This window comes from Geofilum sp. OHC36d9, from assembly GCF_052400685.1.
Lineage (GTDB): Bacteria > Bacteroidota > Bacteroidia > Bacteroidales > Marinilabiliaceae > CAZHHH01.
In genome coordinates this window covers 116685-131361 of record NZ_JBQTGJ010000008.1, presented here as the reverse complement: position 1 = coordinate 131361, position 14677 = coordinate 116685, and the positions used below count along the sequence as shown (strand labels likewise).

The 14677-nt window shown below is 42.9% G+C and carries 13 protein-coding genes and 2 tRNA genes; 10 read left to right on the top strand and 5 right to left on the bottom strand.

Features of this window, described 5'->3' with window-relative positions:
* Positions 1–105 precede the first annotated feature (105 nt).
* The 3 genes from ACT3CD_RS10245 to pyrH all read left to right on the top strand — a co-directional run bounded on the left by ACT3CD_RS10245 (position 106) and on the right by pyrH (position 3163).
* Complete coding sequence (locus ACT3CD_RS10245; RefSeq protein WP_444645410.1) at positions 106–639, top strand: CvpA family protein; 534 nt, start codon at positions 106–108, stop codon at positions 637–639.
* 488 nt (positions 640–1127) lie between these two features.
* Positions 1128–2420, top strand: coding sequence for a tyrosine--tRNA ligase (gene tyrS / locus ACT3CD_RS10240; protein WP_444645408.1), 1293 nt, complete (start codon positions 1128–1130; stop codon positions 2418–2420).
* 35 nt (positions 2421–2455) lie between these two features.
* On the top strand, positions 2456–3163 hold the full coding sequence (pyrH, locus tag ACT3CD_RS10235; protein WP_444645406.1) for a UMP kinase: 708 nt from the start codon (positions 2456–2458) through the stop codon (positions 3161–3163).
* 85 nt (positions 3164–3248) lie between these two features.
* On the opposite strand, the gene ACT3CD_RS10230 is transcribed toward pyrH, so the two are convergent.
* A complete protein-coding gene (locus tag ACT3CD_RS10230) occupies positions 3249–3674 on the bottom strand; it encodes a hypothetical protein (protein WP_444645404.1) in 426 nt (141 codons plus the stop codon).
* Between the two features lie 435 nt (positions 3675–4109).
* Between ACT3CD_RS10230 and ACT3CD_RS10225 the strand changes: the two genes are divergently transcribed.
* Genes ACT3CD_RS10225 through ACT3CD_RS10215 form a run of 3 tightly spaced genes read left to right on the top strand, consistent with a single transcriptional unit; the run spans position 4110 to position 5783 of the window.
* On the top strand, positions 4110–4484 hold the full coding sequence (locus tag ACT3CD_RS10225) for a hypothetical protein (protein ID WP_444645402.1): 375 nt from the start codon (positions 4110–4112) through the stop codon (positions 4482–4484).
* A gap of 10 nt (positions 4485–4494) precedes the next feature.
* Positions 4495–5151 (top strand): hypothetical protein, encoded by a 657-nt coding sequence (locus ACT3CD_RS10220; protein ID WP_444645400.1) that lies wholly within the window; start codon positions 4495–4497, stop codon positions 5149–5151.
* Positions 5152–5174: 23 nt separating this feature from the next.
* The gene (locus ACT3CD_RS10215; protein WP_444645398.1) at positions 5175–5783 is read left to right on the top strand and encodes a TlpA family protein disulfide reductase; all 609 of its coding nucleotides are present in this window, start codon (positions 5175–5177) and stop codon (positions 5781–5783) included.
* A 92-nt stretch (positions 5784–5875) separates the two neighbouring features.
* Here the strand turns inward: ACT3CD_RS10215 and ACT3CD_RS10210 are convergent, their stop codons facing one another.
* Together ACT3CD_RS10210 and ACT3CD_RS10205 are read right to left on the bottom strand one after the other, a co-directional pair.
* Positions 5876–6349: a hypothetical protein gene (locus ACT3CD_RS10210; RefSeq protein WP_444645396.1), complete on the bottom strand. Its 474-nt coding sequence runs from the start codon at positions 6347–6349 to the stop codon at positions 5876–5878.
* A 172-nt stretch (positions 6350–6521) separates the two neighbouring features.
* Positions 6522–6595 (bottom strand) — tRNA-Gln (locus ACT3CD_RS10205).
* Between the two features lie 488 nt (positions 6596–7083).
* Here ACT3CD_RS10205 and ACT3CD_RS10200 point away from each other — a divergent pair.
* The 4 genes from ACT3CD_RS10200 (at position 7084) to ACT3CD_RS10185 (ending at position 13179) form a co-directional block, all read left to right on the top strand.
* Positions 7084–10164 carry a glycosyltransferase family 117 protein gene (locus ACT3CD_RS10200; protein WP_444645395.1) on the top strand — a complete coding sequence of 1027 codons (3081 nt, stop codon included), beginning with the start codon at positions 7084–7086 and terminating at the stop codon, positions 10162–10164.
* Positions 10151–10798: a polysaccharide deacetylase family protein gene (locus ACT3CD_RS10195; RefSeq protein ID WP_444645393.1), complete on the top strand. Its 648-nt coding sequence runs from the start codon at positions 10151–10153 to the stop codon at positions 10796–10798. Before ACT3CD_RS10200 ends, ACT3CD_RS10195 begins: the two co-directional genes overlap by 14 nt.
* 116 nt (positions 10799–10914) lie before the next feature.
* Positions 10915–12186 carry a phosphoribosylamine--glycine ligase gene (gene purD, locus ACT3CD_RS10190; protein WP_444645392.1) on the top strand — a complete coding sequence of 424 codons (1272 nt, stop codon included), beginning with the start codon at positions 10915–10917 and terminating at the stop codon, positions 12184–12186.
* A gap of 6 nt (positions 12187–12192) precedes the next feature.
* On the top strand, positions 12193–13179 hold the full coding sequence (locus ACT3CD_RS10185; protein ID WP_444645390.1) for a DUF6427 family protein: 987 nt from the start codon (positions 12193–12195) through the stop codon (positions 13177–13179).
* A gap of 10 nt (positions 13180–13189) precedes the next feature.
* Here ACT3CD_RS10185 and ACT3CD_RS10180 read toward each other — a convergent pair whose 3' ends face one another.
* Positions 13190–14266 (bottom strand): lysylphosphatidylglycerol synthase transmembrane domain-containing protein, encoded by a 1077-nt coding sequence (locus ACT3CD_RS10180; RefSeq protein WP_444645388.1) that lies wholly within the window; start codon positions 14264–14266, stop codon positions 13190–13192.
* A 143-nt stretch (positions 14267–14409) separates the two neighbouring features.
* Positions 14410–14483, bottom strand: a tRNA-Ala gene (locus tag ACT3CD_RS10175).
* Positions 14484–14677 lie beyond the last annotated feature (194 nt).

Sequence of the window (14677 nt, the reverse complement as noted above, 5' to 3'; positions counted from 1 at the left end):
TGCGCAAACCCCGACCCCATTATAATTGTTCTTTGCTCATGTGGCAATCGCCCCCTTTGTGGATCGCTTAGTTTTTGCTACTTTTGACCAAATCAACCGATTCAAATGGGCACCTTCGACATTGTCACCGGCATCATAATATTGCTATTCCTGTTAAAAGGATTGAAAAACGGCTTCATCATCGAGCTGGCATCACTGGCTGCCTTAGCTGCCGGCCTTCTGGCCGCTGTTCTGTTTTCTGATATGGTGGGGCAATGGCTCAACGATTACATCACCACACGCTTTATGCCTGTTCTGGCGTTTGTCGTCGTCTTTATTGGCGTGGTAATAGTGGTACACCTCATTGCCCGTGCCATCGACAGACTGGTAAAAGCCATTGCTTTGGGCTGGCTTAACCGATTGGCCGGAGCCGCCTTTGGGGCTCTAAAAGCAGCTCTGCTCATCAGCATTGTTTTGTTACTCCTCGACGCTTTCGGCCTGTCGCAACGATGGTTCTCTCCTGAATTAAAAAACAGCTCATACCTTTATACCCCATTGGAAAAACTGGCCCCTGCAACGCTCGACTTTATCAACGTTAAAGTAGATCACCTTTTACCCAATTATCAAGCACTACCGGACCAAAATTCCACAACTATTTAGTGTTTGTCTATAAAGTCCAACTTCTGCGTTATGCTTGCTCTCAAAATGGTCACTTACGGGAGTAAGCTCACATTTTTCGTGCTGCGAAAGCCTTGAATTTGAAATTTATAGCTCAAACTCCCGACTGTTTGGACTGACACTATTTTGTGTTTATCTATGAAGTCATCGGCATTAAGCTGTCCCTCGAAATAAAACTTTCGCTATAAGAGACCCGATTTTATTGCAAGTACAACTTACTTCCTTTTTCCTGCCCAACCACAAGGGCCAAAATGATGTCATAACGAACAACAAGCAATCAGCAAAAAAACAGTAACCGGCAAAGAGTCAGCACTCCTGACAAGCCTATTAGCTTGCCGTCCTGTTTTCATACAAACAACGATTTTGCAAATCTATCATTCTATTTTCATGACCGTCTGTTTTTTAATATCTTTGAGGCGCTTTTTTGACTTGTAATAACTGATTAATAAAAAATTATAAACAGTAATCCCATGAATTTTGTTGAGGAACTGACCTGGCGAGGTATGATTTATGATATCATGCCCGGCACTGAAGAAATGCTGAAAGAAGGAATGGCTTCGGCCTATGTGGGTATCGACCCAACGGCCGACTCCTTACATATTGGTCATCTGGTGGGCGTTATGATGCTGAAACACTTTCAGGAAGCCGGCCATCGTCCCATTGTACTGGTAGGCGGTGCAACAGGAATGATTGGCGACCCGTCGATGAAAAATGCTGAACGTAACCTGCTGGACGAAAACACCCTGCGTCACAATCAGGAATGCATAAAACAACAACTCAGCCGTTTCCTCGACTTCGATACCAAAGACGCCAACCGTGCCGAAATGGTGAATAACTACGACTGGATGAAGGACTTCTCCTTTTTGGATTTCATCCGCGATGTGGGTAAACACATCACCGTAAACTATATGATGGCCAAGGATTCTGTGAAAAAACGCCTCAGTGGTGAGTCACGCGAGGGCTTATCATTCACCGAATTCACCTATCAACTGGTGCAAGGATACGATTTCTACCATCTGTACAAAGAAAAAAACTGCCGCTTACAAATGGGGGGTTCCGACCAGTGGGGCAATATCACCACCGGCACCGAAATGATCCGACGCATGGCGGGTGGCGAAGCTTTTGCCCTCACCTGTCCGCTGATCACCAAAGCCGACGGTGGCAAATTCGGCAAAACAGAAAACGGAAACGTTTGGCTCGACCCCGAACGAACCAGTCCGTATCAGTTTTATCAATTCTGGCTAAATACCTCCGATCAGGATGCCGAAAAGTACATTAAAATATTTACCCTGACAGAAAAAGAAGAAGTAGAAACGCTGGTGGCCGAACATCAACAAGCGCCTCACCTTCGTCTGCTTCAAAAGCGCCTTGCCGAAGAAGTAACCGTGATGGTGCATGGCCGCGAAGCCTACGATTTTGCCGTAGAAGCATCCCAAATTTTATTCGGGAAAGGTGCCACCGAAACGCTTCGTAAAATGGATGAAAAAACATTGTTATCGGTGTTTGAAGGTGTTCCGGTTTATGAAATCACAAAAGCAACACTCAGCAGTGGAATAAACGTCATTGATTTGCTCAGCGACGCAACGGCCATATTTCCTTCTAAAGGCGAAGCCCGACGTACCCTGACAGGCGGCGGTGTTAGTCTGAATAAAGAAAAAATGACAGCAACCGATGCTTTGGTGGACACCTCCGCATTACTCAACGACAAATACATCCTGGTGCAAAAAGGAAAGAAAAATTATTCACTGATAATAGCACTGTAGCACCTTAAATAACAAATCTAGCTGAAAAAGACAACATGCAATTTAAACGTATTCTTCTCAAACTAAGCGGCGAATCACTCATGGGAGATCAAGGTTACGGAATTGACTCGCAACGACTCAACGATTACGCCGAACAAATTGCCGAAATTGCCGGCATGGGCATACAAATTGGTATCGTCATTGGCGGTGGCAATATATTCAGAGGTTTGAGCGGTGCTGCCAAAGGGTTTGATCGCTACAAAGGCGACCAAATGGGTATGATGGCAACCGTTATCAACAGTCTGGCACTGGCTTCCGCCCTCGAACATTTATCGGTTAAAACAAGGGTTCTCACGGCCATCCGCATGGAGCCCGTGGGTGAATTTTACTCAAAACCCAAAGCCATGGAAGCACTCAGCAACAACGAAGTGATCATCATGTCGGCCGGCACAGGTAATCCATATTTCACCACCGACACGGGTTCATCGCTACGTGGCATTGAAATAGAGGCTGACGTGATGCTCAAAGGAACCCGCGTTGACGGTGTTTACACTGCCGACCCCGAAAAAGATCCCACGGCCACCAAATACGACTCTATTTCCTTTGATGAAGTATACAATAAAGGACTGAAAATTATGGACCTGACGGCGACAGCCATGTGTATGGAAAATAAATTGCCCGTCCTGGTTTTTAATATGGACGTCAAAGGCAATCTAAAAAAGGTTCTCACCGGTCAAAAAATTGGAACCCTGGTGCATCCGTAGGCATACGGATTGATGTCTGGCTTTAAAATATACAAACCCCGCCAACCGGTCGGGGTTATTTTTTTCTTATCTACTAAAAAACAGACTAAACAACCCTGGCACCACGTATAATATCACGTACATCAGCCACAATCATAAGAGCCTCTTCACGCACGGCATAGGGTAATTCAACATTCCGAAGCTGAAGACTGCGAAGCCACCCGGCCACATCCTCATCGCGCATGCTAAACAGTATTTCACGAAACTGCTCCGTCTGCTCAGAAGTATAATCCTGAGGCGAGACAAATTTGAACTGATCCAGCTCCTCATCATCGTAATAAACTACTTCGTCCGACGCCGAAAGCAAGGTGTCTTTCTCACACACCTCATGCGCACCACAACAATTAATATCGGGTATTTTTTCCGGCTCTACTGGCACTGGTTTTCCATTTTGATCTTTCTTAACGAACAAAAGGCTACCTAAGTAAGTTATAACCAGTCCCCCAACTAATATCAATACAATCATTAACATGTTGCAAAGGTAAAATTGTTTAAGATTTTATAGTCTTATTTATCCGTTAAAAAAAACAAATTAAATAACCCATTGATGGATATTGATTAACTTTTCGCGTTTTATATTTGCATCCTGATTGCATGAGCAAAATTTTTTAACCCGCAAGAAAATTGGGCAAATCAACACTGAAAACAGAATCTGCCATATGCGCCTAAAAGAATTCGCGGCAAATATAAAAACTATATTTTTGAGGCTCGCGAAGCTTAAAAAAGGTGGGTTGACTGGTGTAAATAACCATCCTGAAAGCGACAGTGTTGCAAAAAACGGGATTTTCATGCTGACACTAAGTAAAAACAGGCTTAATCACCGGAAGGTCGAGAAACCAGACAAATTTAGGTTTGTAACAAAACACGCTAACATCTGTTAATTACTAAACACTGAACATTATTATTTATGGGAAAAAAAATGAATCACGAAGATCTGCACTTGTTTGGTATAAAAGTAGTCTACAAAAACCTGGTTGACAACAACTACGACGTTCTAAACGTACGTAAAGAGCTGGATATAAACCCCCAATTGGTTGCACGTAAAAACGACAAACTCTATTTTATTGTTGTACGCACGGCCCGATTCCCTGGCATGGGTATTCTAATGCCCGACGTGGCAGCAAAAGTTTCTGATCATGCCCTTCGTCATAAAGCCATTTGTCAATTTGCCAGTGTTGGTGTGGCCAACGCCAACGGCGAAACCGACGAAGAAATGGGACAACCCGAAATAGACGGCGAATATTACATCAATTACAAAGGCTTGATGCCTTTCCCTCAATAAACCAATGAATATGAGATTTTCAGAATTCTGGATGCGCAACAGAACCATCATCATCTCGGCACTGGGTTTGATGGTATTACTCAATTTCTGTGGCAGAATGTGGGCTCCTAAGACTGAAACCCGCCCCATACCCCAATCGCAAATAACACAGTTGGACAACGGCAGTGAAACTCAGCTTAAATCATACGAAGAGCTGATGTACGAACGAAGCCTTAAACAGCCACAAAGCAAAAACGACGGCTCATTTTGGCAAACAGTCATGACACTTGCGATAATAGCGACGCTTTTTTATTATGGCTTCACCAAAGGCTGGTTAACCCGCCTCATGCCCAAATGGGTCTCTTTCAATACGGTATTTTTCAGGGACAGAAGTACACATCGTCTGCTCGTCCGCTTATCGGTGGCCAACAATACCAACGATAGCCAAACTTTTATTTCACCTCAATTGTTATTCAAACGATGGACTGCCTCGCGACGATTCAATATTAAGAGTTCTGTTTTCCCGCTCACCCTAACGCCCGGTACCCGTCAGGAAATTGTAATAGACATAGATCAGTTTTGGGAAAAAATACCGGATCTGAAAGGATTTAACCGCGTGGGTGCCATGATTCAAACATCGGGCGGCAAAACGTACAAAACATTTGCATGGCCCAAATGGATCCTTTAACGCAACACACTAAACAGTAACTTATGAAGACAAATTATTTAAAAAGAAGATGGGATAAATACAGCGCCAACAAACGATGGTGGAGCATAACGTTCGATTTTCTTTTCCTGTTGCTGGTCATCAGCATGATTTTTCCAGCCTCCCGCAAAACCGTTTCATCATTTATTGTACGACAAACATTGCTCGCACCTCGTGCATCATCTGCCACAACTTTTCTGACGGATGAAGACTGGGAATTTCGTCTTTCGGATGCCAACGGACAGGTGATAAATCTGGCACAACTCAAGGGAAAACCGCTGTTTATTAATTACTGGGCAACATGGTGCCCCCCCTGCATTGCCGAAATGCCATCCATTCAAAAATTGTACGACCGATATCAGGACGATGTTAATTTTGTCTTTATAAACAACGAAGCCCGTGATGTTGTAAAAACGTTTATGAACAAACACAACTATACGCTGCCCTTATATAACATCGCCGGATCGGTACCCGAGCAGTTCGCAACCTCCACCTTGCCCACCACTATCCTAATCAGCAAACAAGGTCGACTGGTACTTTTTAAAACCGGAGCTGCCAGATGGGACTCCGAAAAATTTTACACGCTATTGGACGATTTAATTGAACAAAAATAAAGTCAGACAGGGCTTCACTGCATCTGCCCGGCATAAAATAAAAAGAGCGACTATCAATATGAAGTCGCTCTTTTTTTATATCAAAGGCTCGTTTAAAATCTGTAACGAAAAGCCAGTGCCAATCCAAACCAACCATTATCACCACGGTCGGTAATATTAAGCGTGGGGCGGGTATCCAACGCTATCTGGAGCGGCACTTCGGAAAAATTATACTCCGCACCAATATTTAAAGCCAAGCCCAAACCAAGACCTCCATCAATGTCATCGTCGTCACCCCTATAGGACCAACTACCAATAGATGGGCCCAGACCCAGATACCAGTTAAACCCATTTTCAATGGGCATAACCCATTGGTACAGGCCGGTTAAATTCCAGTAATGCCAGTCGGAGTTTCCACCCCAACCAAGATCAGCTTCCAAACGATTGCCCTGAAAGGGTGTTTGATAAGAAATTTCGGCACCTGAAATGGTTCCACCGCCAAAGCGAAGACCAACGGCTTGCTGCGAACTGGCCGCCAAAGGAAATAGCAAAAGACCTACAAAGGCCATCCAAACCAACTTTTTCATACTTTCGTTATTTAATTTATTCGTAAATAAATGCTTTTATCCAAAATAAACATAAGCTTAGCTTGCTCAAAACTTATGCCAATAACCAATTCATGAAGATAGTTGAATCCGGAAAATAATGTCAACAAAAAACCGCAAATTTTTGATAAACAAAAATTTGCGGTTTTTTTAATGGTTGTCCTGCAAGGATTCGAACCCTGTCTAGATGGACCAAAACCATCTGTGCTACCATTACACCACAGGACAATCTTTATGCTTTCATTTTTAAAAAGCGATGCAAAGATATAAGGTTTCTTATTTCTATCAAATAAAAACTTCAAAAAAATAAATATATTGTGGCTACTGCCGGCCTTCGCTATTCTTCAAAAAATGAAACGAGCCATGGAAATTATTTCACACACAGGAGTCTGATTAATTCCGACGGGTTACATGAGACCTTAACAAACAAAATCTAAACACTTGAAAATCCTCTTAGCCAATATATTACTTTTCGATTACCACGCATTCACAAAAGCATCTAACGCAAAAATATTATACCATATCAAACTAATACAGGTTATATTTCCATTGATGCGCCTCGTCGTGGCAAATTTTTTGCTTGTCCAAAACCATATTTTCAACACTTTAAAATATCATTCATAAATAAATAATGAGGCAAATAGGTAAGATTATTGTATTTTTGACCACATTGTGAAATTTTTACCCATTACCTATTGTTTTGAAAACATTGCTGTATGCAGAATTATAAACGGTTAAACATCATTTTGGGCTGGCTGGTTTTTATTATTTCAGCCGTTGTCTACACTCTAACACTTGAGCCAACCGCCAGTTTCTGGGACTGCGGTGAATTTATTTCGGCTTCCTACAAACTATTGGTCGGTCATCCTCCGGGAGCACCTTTCTTTATGCTGGTAGCACGCTTCTTTACGCTTTTTGCCGGTGACGTCTCAAGGGTTGCTTTTTCCATCAACTTCATGTCGGGAATTGCCAGTGCATTAACCATCGCATTTTTATTCTGGACCATTACCCATCTGGGGCATAAAATTTTCATCAAAAATCAGGATAAACCGGAATCCTGGCGGGTTTGGGCCGTTCTTGGTGCCGGTCTCACCGGCGCTTTGGCGTATACCTTTTCAGACACATTTTGGTTTTCGGCCGTCGAAGGCGAAGTGTATGCCATGTCGTCACTCTTCACCGCAATGGTTTTTTGGGCCATCCTGAAATGGGAAAACGTGGCACACGAACCCTATTCCAACCGGTGGCTTATTCTGATAGCCTACCTAATGGGTTTATCCATCGGGGTTCACCTGTTAAACTTGCTGGCAATACCTGCCATCGTCATGGTGGTTTACTTCAAAAAATATGAAGTAAACCGTAATAATACCATCAAAGCACTGGCTCTGGCTGCCTTGATCCTTTTATCCATACTCTATATTATCATTCCCGGGGTAATAAAAATTGCCAGTTGGTTTGAACTCTTCTTTGTTAATAATTTGGGTCTGAAATTTAACACCGGATCCGCAGTGTACGGAATCCTTTTAATAGGCGGTTTGGCCTACGGTATTTTTTATACATACAAAAAACAAAAACCGGTATTAAATACGATATTAACGGCTATTGCAGTCATTCTGCTAGGCTATTCCTCATTTTCACTTATAGTTATCCGCTCGTCGGCCAATCCAACCATGGATCAAAACTCACCCGAAGATGTATTTTCCCTTCAAGGGTATCTTAATCGTGAGCAATATGGCGACCGGCCCTTAATTTCAGGGCAATATTACAATTCGCCACTCGACTGGGACGGCATGGACGATGATAAAGGCGCACCCATTTATGTTAAAGGCAAAGAGAAATATGAAATTCAGGACTACCGGCCATCCTACAAATTTGATGAAAGAACCACAACCCTCTTTCCTCGTATGTACAGCCGCGAACCACGCCACATTGAAGCATATAAACAATGGGCTAACGTCAAAGGACGATCGGTAACAATTACAAATGATGCCGGGAAAATGCAAACCATTAAAGTTCCCACATTCATCGAAAATATTACCTTCTTCCTTAACTATCAGGTACGTTTTATGTATCTGCGCTATTTCATGTGGAATTTTTCCGGTCGTCAAAACGATATTCAAAGTAACGGCGAAATTGAACATGGCAACTGGATTACAGGCATTCCCTTTATAGATAACATGATGTATGGCGATCAGGACAAACTGCCCGATTACCTGAAAGATAACGCCGCCAACAATAAATACTATATGTTGCCCCTGATTCTGGGGCTCATCGGTCTGTTGTTTCAATTGGGTGCCGGAACAACCGGCAAACGCGACTTCTGGGTAGTAATGCTCTTATTCTTCTTTACTGGTCTGGCCATTGTTATCTACCTGAATCAAACGCCTTACCAGCCACGTGAACGTGACTATGCCTATGCCGGTTCATTCTATGCGTTTGCCATATGGATTGGATTGGGCGTGCTGGCAGTGGTCGATGCATTAAAAACATTTTTACCAGGCAAACCGGCGGCATTAATAGCAAGCATTGGCGCCTTGCTTCTAGTCCCCGGTATTATGGCATCAGAGAACTGGGACGATCACGACCGGTCGCATAGGACAATAGCCCGCGACCTGGCATACAACTATCTGAATACCGTAGCCAAAGATGGTGTAATATTTACCAATGGCGATAACGACACATTCCCACTGTGGTATGCTCAGGAAGTTGAGGGCATAAGAACCGATGTAAGGGTATGTAATCTTAGTTATCTGCAAACAGACTGGTACATTGATCAAATGCGCCGTAAATCATATCTGTCAGATCCGCTGCCCTTCTCAATGACGCATGAACAGTACAAAACCGGCAAACGCGACATTGTCTATCTGGTCGACCGAATAGACGGCTCAGTGGATCTGAAAGAGGCCATAAAATTTCTGGCCAGCGATGATCCAAGAACCAAACAAATACCAAATTACCGTGGTGTTATTGACCATCTTCCTTCCAAATCGTTCTACCTGAACGTTGACAGTGCCAAAGTAATTAACAATGGCATGGTAAGTGAAAAATATGCACACATGGTTGATACTGCAATGCAGATCAATATCAAAAAAGATCGAATCCTGAAAAATGAGCTGATGGTACTCGATCTATTGGCGCATGATAACTGGAATAGACCGATTTACTACGCTGTTACAGTCGGTAGCGAAAATTACGCCGGCCTCGATAACTACTTCCAGCTGGAAGGCTTTGCCTACCAGATAACACCCATCAAATCAGAAAATAAAGATGGGCAATACGGGCGCGTTGACACCGAGAAAATGTACAACAACGTGATGCATACATTTATTTTTGATGGTTGGAATGACGAACGCGTATATCTGGATGAAAATCACCAGCGTATGGGTATCAATATCCGTAACAACTTGTCACGTCTGGCTGCTGCGCTCATTCAGGAAGGCCAAAAAGAAAAAGCCATAGAAGTTCTCGATAAAACAATGGAAGTACTGCCCCCTTCACGTATTCCACACAATTACTTTTCGCTGTTTATTGCCGAAGGGTATTACAACGCCGGTGCGATTGAAAAAGGGGACGAGGTAATGCGTGGACTGGCTGAGCTAAACTTTCAGGAACTGGATTTCTACACCTCGCTTAAACCTTCACTTAAAGCAGGTAGCATGTCAGAAATTCAACGCACTATGGCTATTTATTCAGAAATTCAACGGTCGCTGCAAACCTTCGATCGCAAAGATTTAATAAACGAAGTTAACAACACCTACGAAGGTGCATTTCAACGATTGGGGTTCTTTGAAAAAAACTAAAATAAAAAAATGGCAGGTTCAACCACCATGGTGGTTAAGAATATGGTACCCAGGCGCCACATGGCGTCTGCCAGTCACCACCCGGCAGGTTTTTATCACCTTCGACGACGGGCCAATCCCGGAAGTCACACCCTGGGTTGTGGAGTTACTGGAACAGTATAACCTGAAAGCCACTTTTTTTTGCGTGGGCGATAATGTGCGCAAACACCCTGAGGAGTATCAACTTTTGCGTAGCCATAATATGGCAACCGGGATACATACTTATTCGCACCGCCCCGTTAAGTGGGGCCATTTTAAGGAGTATCTGGCAGATATAGAAAGGAGTCGTAACCTGATGGACGCTGCTTTATTCAGACCGCCGCACGGAATCCTTTTTCCATGGCATATCCAGACACTGAAAAAGCGATTTAAAAAAATTATAATGTGGGACGTTCTAACCATGGATTATGACAACAATTTAACACCTGAAGATGTCTTTCTGAATATGAAAAATAACATCAGACCGGGGTCAATCATTGTGTTTCATGATTCACTAAAAGCATGGCCCCGTTTACAGGAAGTCTTGCCAAGAACGCTGCGTTTTTTGCAGGAGCAAGGCTATACTGCAAGTAGTATAGTCCCGGATTGCAATTAGATATGAAACGAGCCATGGGAATTGATTCACACACAGAAGTATGATTATCCTGGCGAGTTCCATATGGCAACTGAGAGACAAATTATAAACATATGAAATAATAAACGATAGATACAATGAATGTTTTGGTACTTGGCTCTGGTGGCCGCGAGCATGCTTTTGGATGGAAAATAAAACAAAGTCCGTTGGCCGGACAACTATTCTTTGCCCCCGGTAATGCCGGCACTGCCGAACTGGGAACCAATCTGTCTGTCGATCCCAATGATTTTGAGACTGTCAAAAAAACGGTTCTCGACCATAACATCAGGCTGGTGGTGGTGGGGCCCGAAGAACCGCTTGTACGTGGTATTATTGACTCTTTTGCAGCCGATGAAACCATGAAAGAAGTCACTATCATCGGCCCCTCTCAAAAAGGCGCACAATTGGAAGGCAGTAAAGATTTTGCCAAACAATTTATGCAAAGACATAATATTCCAACCGCCGGCTACCTATCAGTTACGGCATCCAGCGTTGCGCACGGCAAAGCATTCATGAAAACATTGAAAGCTCCTTATGTACTCAAAGCCGACGGGCTGGCAGCGGGGAAAGGAGTTCTTATCATTAATGATTACAATGAAGCCTGCCTGGAACTGGATAACATGCTAAGTGGAAAGTTCGGCGCAGCCGGGAACACTGTAGTCATCGAAGAATTCTTAAGTGGTATTGAGCTTTCTGTATTTGTCCTCACCGACGGAAAGAACTACGTGGTGCTGCCTGAGGCCAAGGACTATAAGCGCATTGGAGAAGGCGACACAGGACTTAATACAGGGGGGATGGGAGCCGTCTCTCCCGTTCCGTTTGCCGATGCCGCATTTATGCAAAAAATCGAAGACCGCATCATTCGTCCCACGGTAAACGGATTAGCAAAAGAGAGTATACCCTACAAAGGTTTTATCTTTTTAGGCCTTATTAAAGTCAATAATGAACCTTACGTAATTGAATACAACGTAAGAATGGGCGATCCTGAAACCGAAGTGGTTATGCCACGCCTCAGTTCCGACTTATTAGAACTGCTAATGGCAGCCGGAAAAGGCACCCTCAACCAACAAAAATGCGACGTGGACCCACGCACCGCCGTTACCATGGTAATGGTTTCAGGTGGCTATCCCGGAAGTTACCAAAAAGGGATAAAGGTAAGCGGTGTTAACAATGTAGACAAAAGTATTGCCTTTCATGCCGGGACCACTCTCAATAACAACGAAATAGTAACATCAGGAGGACGTGTATTTGCGGTTACTTCTTTTGGCTCATCAATTAAGGAAGCCCGGCAACTATCGCTAAATAGTATTAAAAAAATAATTTTTGATGGCAAATATTTCAGAAAAGATATTGGTTTCGATTTGATGTAATTTACTATGCTGTTCAACAAGCTTCATCAAAATACTCTGGCTTCGGCTGTCATTATCGTAATACTGGTGGCCGCCATGTGGATGCGCCTTTTTATAGTCGATCTGGCCCACATAACAGCCCTTGATAATCCGGCAATGCCAATGTGGTCAGGGTGGATTCAACCGTGGTTCGGTTTTTCGCAATGGAAAAGCGCATTATTCTCATTTGTGCTGGTCTTGCTCACAGGTTTCGCCATCAGTCGCATAGTGTCGCAATACAATTTAATGAGTCATCAGGGACTAATGCCACTCCTTATTTTTGGTCTGATGACGAGTGCTTTTCTATCAGTTCAGAAGTTAAACCCTGTTCTGATCTATCTCTTTTTTGTGGTCCACGGCCTTGAGCGTTTGTTTGGCTGCCCAACGCAAAACAGAAATATTAACCGTTGCTTTGACGCCGCCTTTTTCATGGGTGTTGGATCTCTGTTTTACGCAAAAGGCATTTTCTTTTTTCCCATCCTGATCATCGGTATGGGCATTCTGCGTGTTGCTAATATCAGAAGCTTAATGGCTGCAATTATTGGACTATTATTGCCCTTTATATTCTCATTTACCTATTTCTTTCTGATAAATAAGGAAGGTTGGTTTCTGACCGAGTTGCAGGAGAACCTAATGGCCAATCCTGGTCAATACAACCACACCGTATTTTCACGAATTTTTATGGCCTCCATCATCTTCCTGTTGGTCATTTCAATTTTATCAGCCTTTCAGCATCTTCCGGCGCAAAAAATTGTTAATCGATTTTACTTCAGAGTGTTTATCTGGATTTTGCTGGTATCATCTATTGCCGTTTTAACGCCCTTTTTCTCCATGGAAATGATACCACTAACAGCGGTAGGGGGGTCAGTTCTCCTGACCAACTTTTTTGAAAAAATAAAACGCAGATGGATAAAAGAAATAGGATTCACCGCTTTTGTGGCACTTATTGTCGCCGGCTATTTCTTCCTATACTGAAAAGTAAATCTTACTTCTTTTTTCGTGTTACAAAATGTTTCTTCACCCAGCGTGGTATCACAAAAGCACCAATCAACAAATATGGATAATAACTAACCAAACGCCAAAAGAAAGCCAATGTTACGCCCGTTCCGGCAGGAATAAACACTGATAGGAAACCTTTAAATACATACTCGGCAAAACCGCTGCCACCTGGGGTGGGACTAACAAGCATCATAATCCACATCACCAGCTGTTTCCCGAAAACAAGAATATGTTCGTTCCAGTCAAGCCATTTGAAACCAAAAAAAGTAATAATCAACGCATTTACCACCCAATATCGGGCTGTCCAGCTTAAAGCCGTAGCGCCAAAAGCCTGTAGCCATTTTTTCACCGGCCAGTCACGAAATTCCTGCGAAGCGTACACCAAATCGGTCCCTGATTCATTGGCCTGTGGTCGCCATTTGCGAATAATTGGCAACCTGAAAATCCACAATAGCACCCATTTTAAACCACGGGGATTAAAAAACAAACCGTAAGAAATAACCAATGTATAGGCCAGCTTTACAGCATAACCAACCAATGCAAATACCAAAAATTGGTTTTCATACCATGGCAAGTCAGCTTCGCCCGCTCCCAATGAAAAAATATCAACGCTTCCTATCCACCAAAGAATTAGAGGAAACGTAAGAATAAAATACAATTCGTCAAGAAAAGATGTAACCATAACAACGGCCGTACTTCGCCCCAGCTTCACCCCTTCCTTATTAATAAAAAAAACAGCCACGCTGGTACCTCCAATGGCCGAAGGCGTTATAGCCGAGGTAAACTCCCAAAGCATAATAATATTAAACGAGGCCAACCAGTTAATTTTACGGTTGGTTAACACCCGTAAGCGAATCATATAGCCAAAGTCTCTAACGGCCATTAAAACAAAAGCCAACAATAGCCAGAATAACGATTGCAATGTAAAACTTAATAAAGAAAATGAGCCCGGTACATACTCCTTGTATAGTAGCCATCCGGTTACCGCCAAACCTATTAATATAGGCAAAATAATGCGTACAGGACTTATGCTTTTTAATATCTTACCGGAATTATCTGTCATCCGTATGTAGTTGTTAATGATATCATAAAATGAGGCGTAACTCTACAAAATTAAGATAATACCCTTAGGAGTGAAAACCGTGAGACAAAAAAGGCGTTAAGAAAGCATAAAAAAAGCCGAAACATGTCGTTTCAGCTTTTTAGTGGAGACAAGGGGAGTCGAACCCCTGACCTCTTGACTGCCAGTCAAACGCTCTAGCCAACTGAGCTATGCCCCCTTTTTTAGCGTTGCAAATATAATTCAAAAATAGTTAATCATCCAAACCTTTTGTCGGTAAATTATACGACCAGCCATTCTTTTTCGACACTTCGCCATAATTCCATACCAAAAGCGAATAATAGCCAGTATTATAGAAATAAATAACGATGAATTAAGTATGAGTAAGAAAACTCCATTGTTTGATAGGAAAAA

What these genes read in the sequence shown, in the direction of transcription:
- ACT3CD_RS10180 (WP_444645388.1), bottom strand. Translation starts at nt 14,266, where the DNA reads ATGACAGATAATTCCGGTAAGATATTAAAAAGCATAAGTCCTGTACGC.
- ACT3CD_RS10215 (WP_444645398.1), top strand. Translation starts at nt 5,175, where the DNA reads ATGAAGACAAATTATTTAAAAAGAAGATGGGATAAATACAGCGCCAAC.
- ACT3CD_RS10200 (WP_444645395.1), top strand. Translation starts at nt 7,084, where the DNA reads ATGCAGAATTATAAACGGTTAAACATCATTTTGGGCTGGCTGGTTTTT.
- ACT3CD_RS10245 (WP_444645410.1), top strand. Translation starts at nt 106, where the DNA reads ATGGGCACCTTCGACATTGTCACCGGCATCATAATATTGCTATTCCTG.
- ACT3CD_RS10225 (WP_444645402.1), top strand. Translation starts at nt 4,110, where the DNA reads ATGGGAAAAAAAATGAATCACGAAGATCTGCACTTGTTTGGTATAAAA.
- purD (WP_444645392.1), top strand. Translation starts at nt 10,915, where the DNA reads ATGAATGTTTTGGTACTTGGCTCTGGTGGCCGCGAGCATGCTTTTGGA.
- ACT3CD_RS10210 (WP_444645396.1), bottom strand. Translation starts at nt 6,349, where the DNA reads ATGAAAAAGTTGGTTTGGATGGCCTTTGTAGGTCTTTTGCTATTTCCT.
- ACT3CD_RS10185 (WP_444645390.1), top strand. Translation starts at nt 12,193, where the DNA reads ATGCTGTTCAACAAGCTTCATCAAAATACTCTGGCTTCGGCTGTCATT.
- pyrH (WP_444645406.1), top strand. Translation starts at nt 2,456, where the DNA reads ATGCAATTTAAACGTATTCTTCTCAAACTAAGCGGCGAATCACTCATG.
- ACT3CD_RS10220 (WP_444645400.1), top strand. Translation starts at nt 4,495, where the DNA reads ATGAGATTTTCAGAATTCTGGATGCGCAACAGAACCATCATCATCTCG.
- tyrS (WP_444645408.1), top strand. Translation starts at nt 1,128, where the DNA reads ATGAATTTTGTTGAGGAACTGACCTGGCGAGGTATGATTTATGATATC.
- ACT3CD_RS10230 (WP_444645404.1), bottom strand. Translation starts at nt 3,674, where the DNA reads ATGTTAATGATTGTATTGATATTAGTTGGGGGACTGGTTATAACTTAC.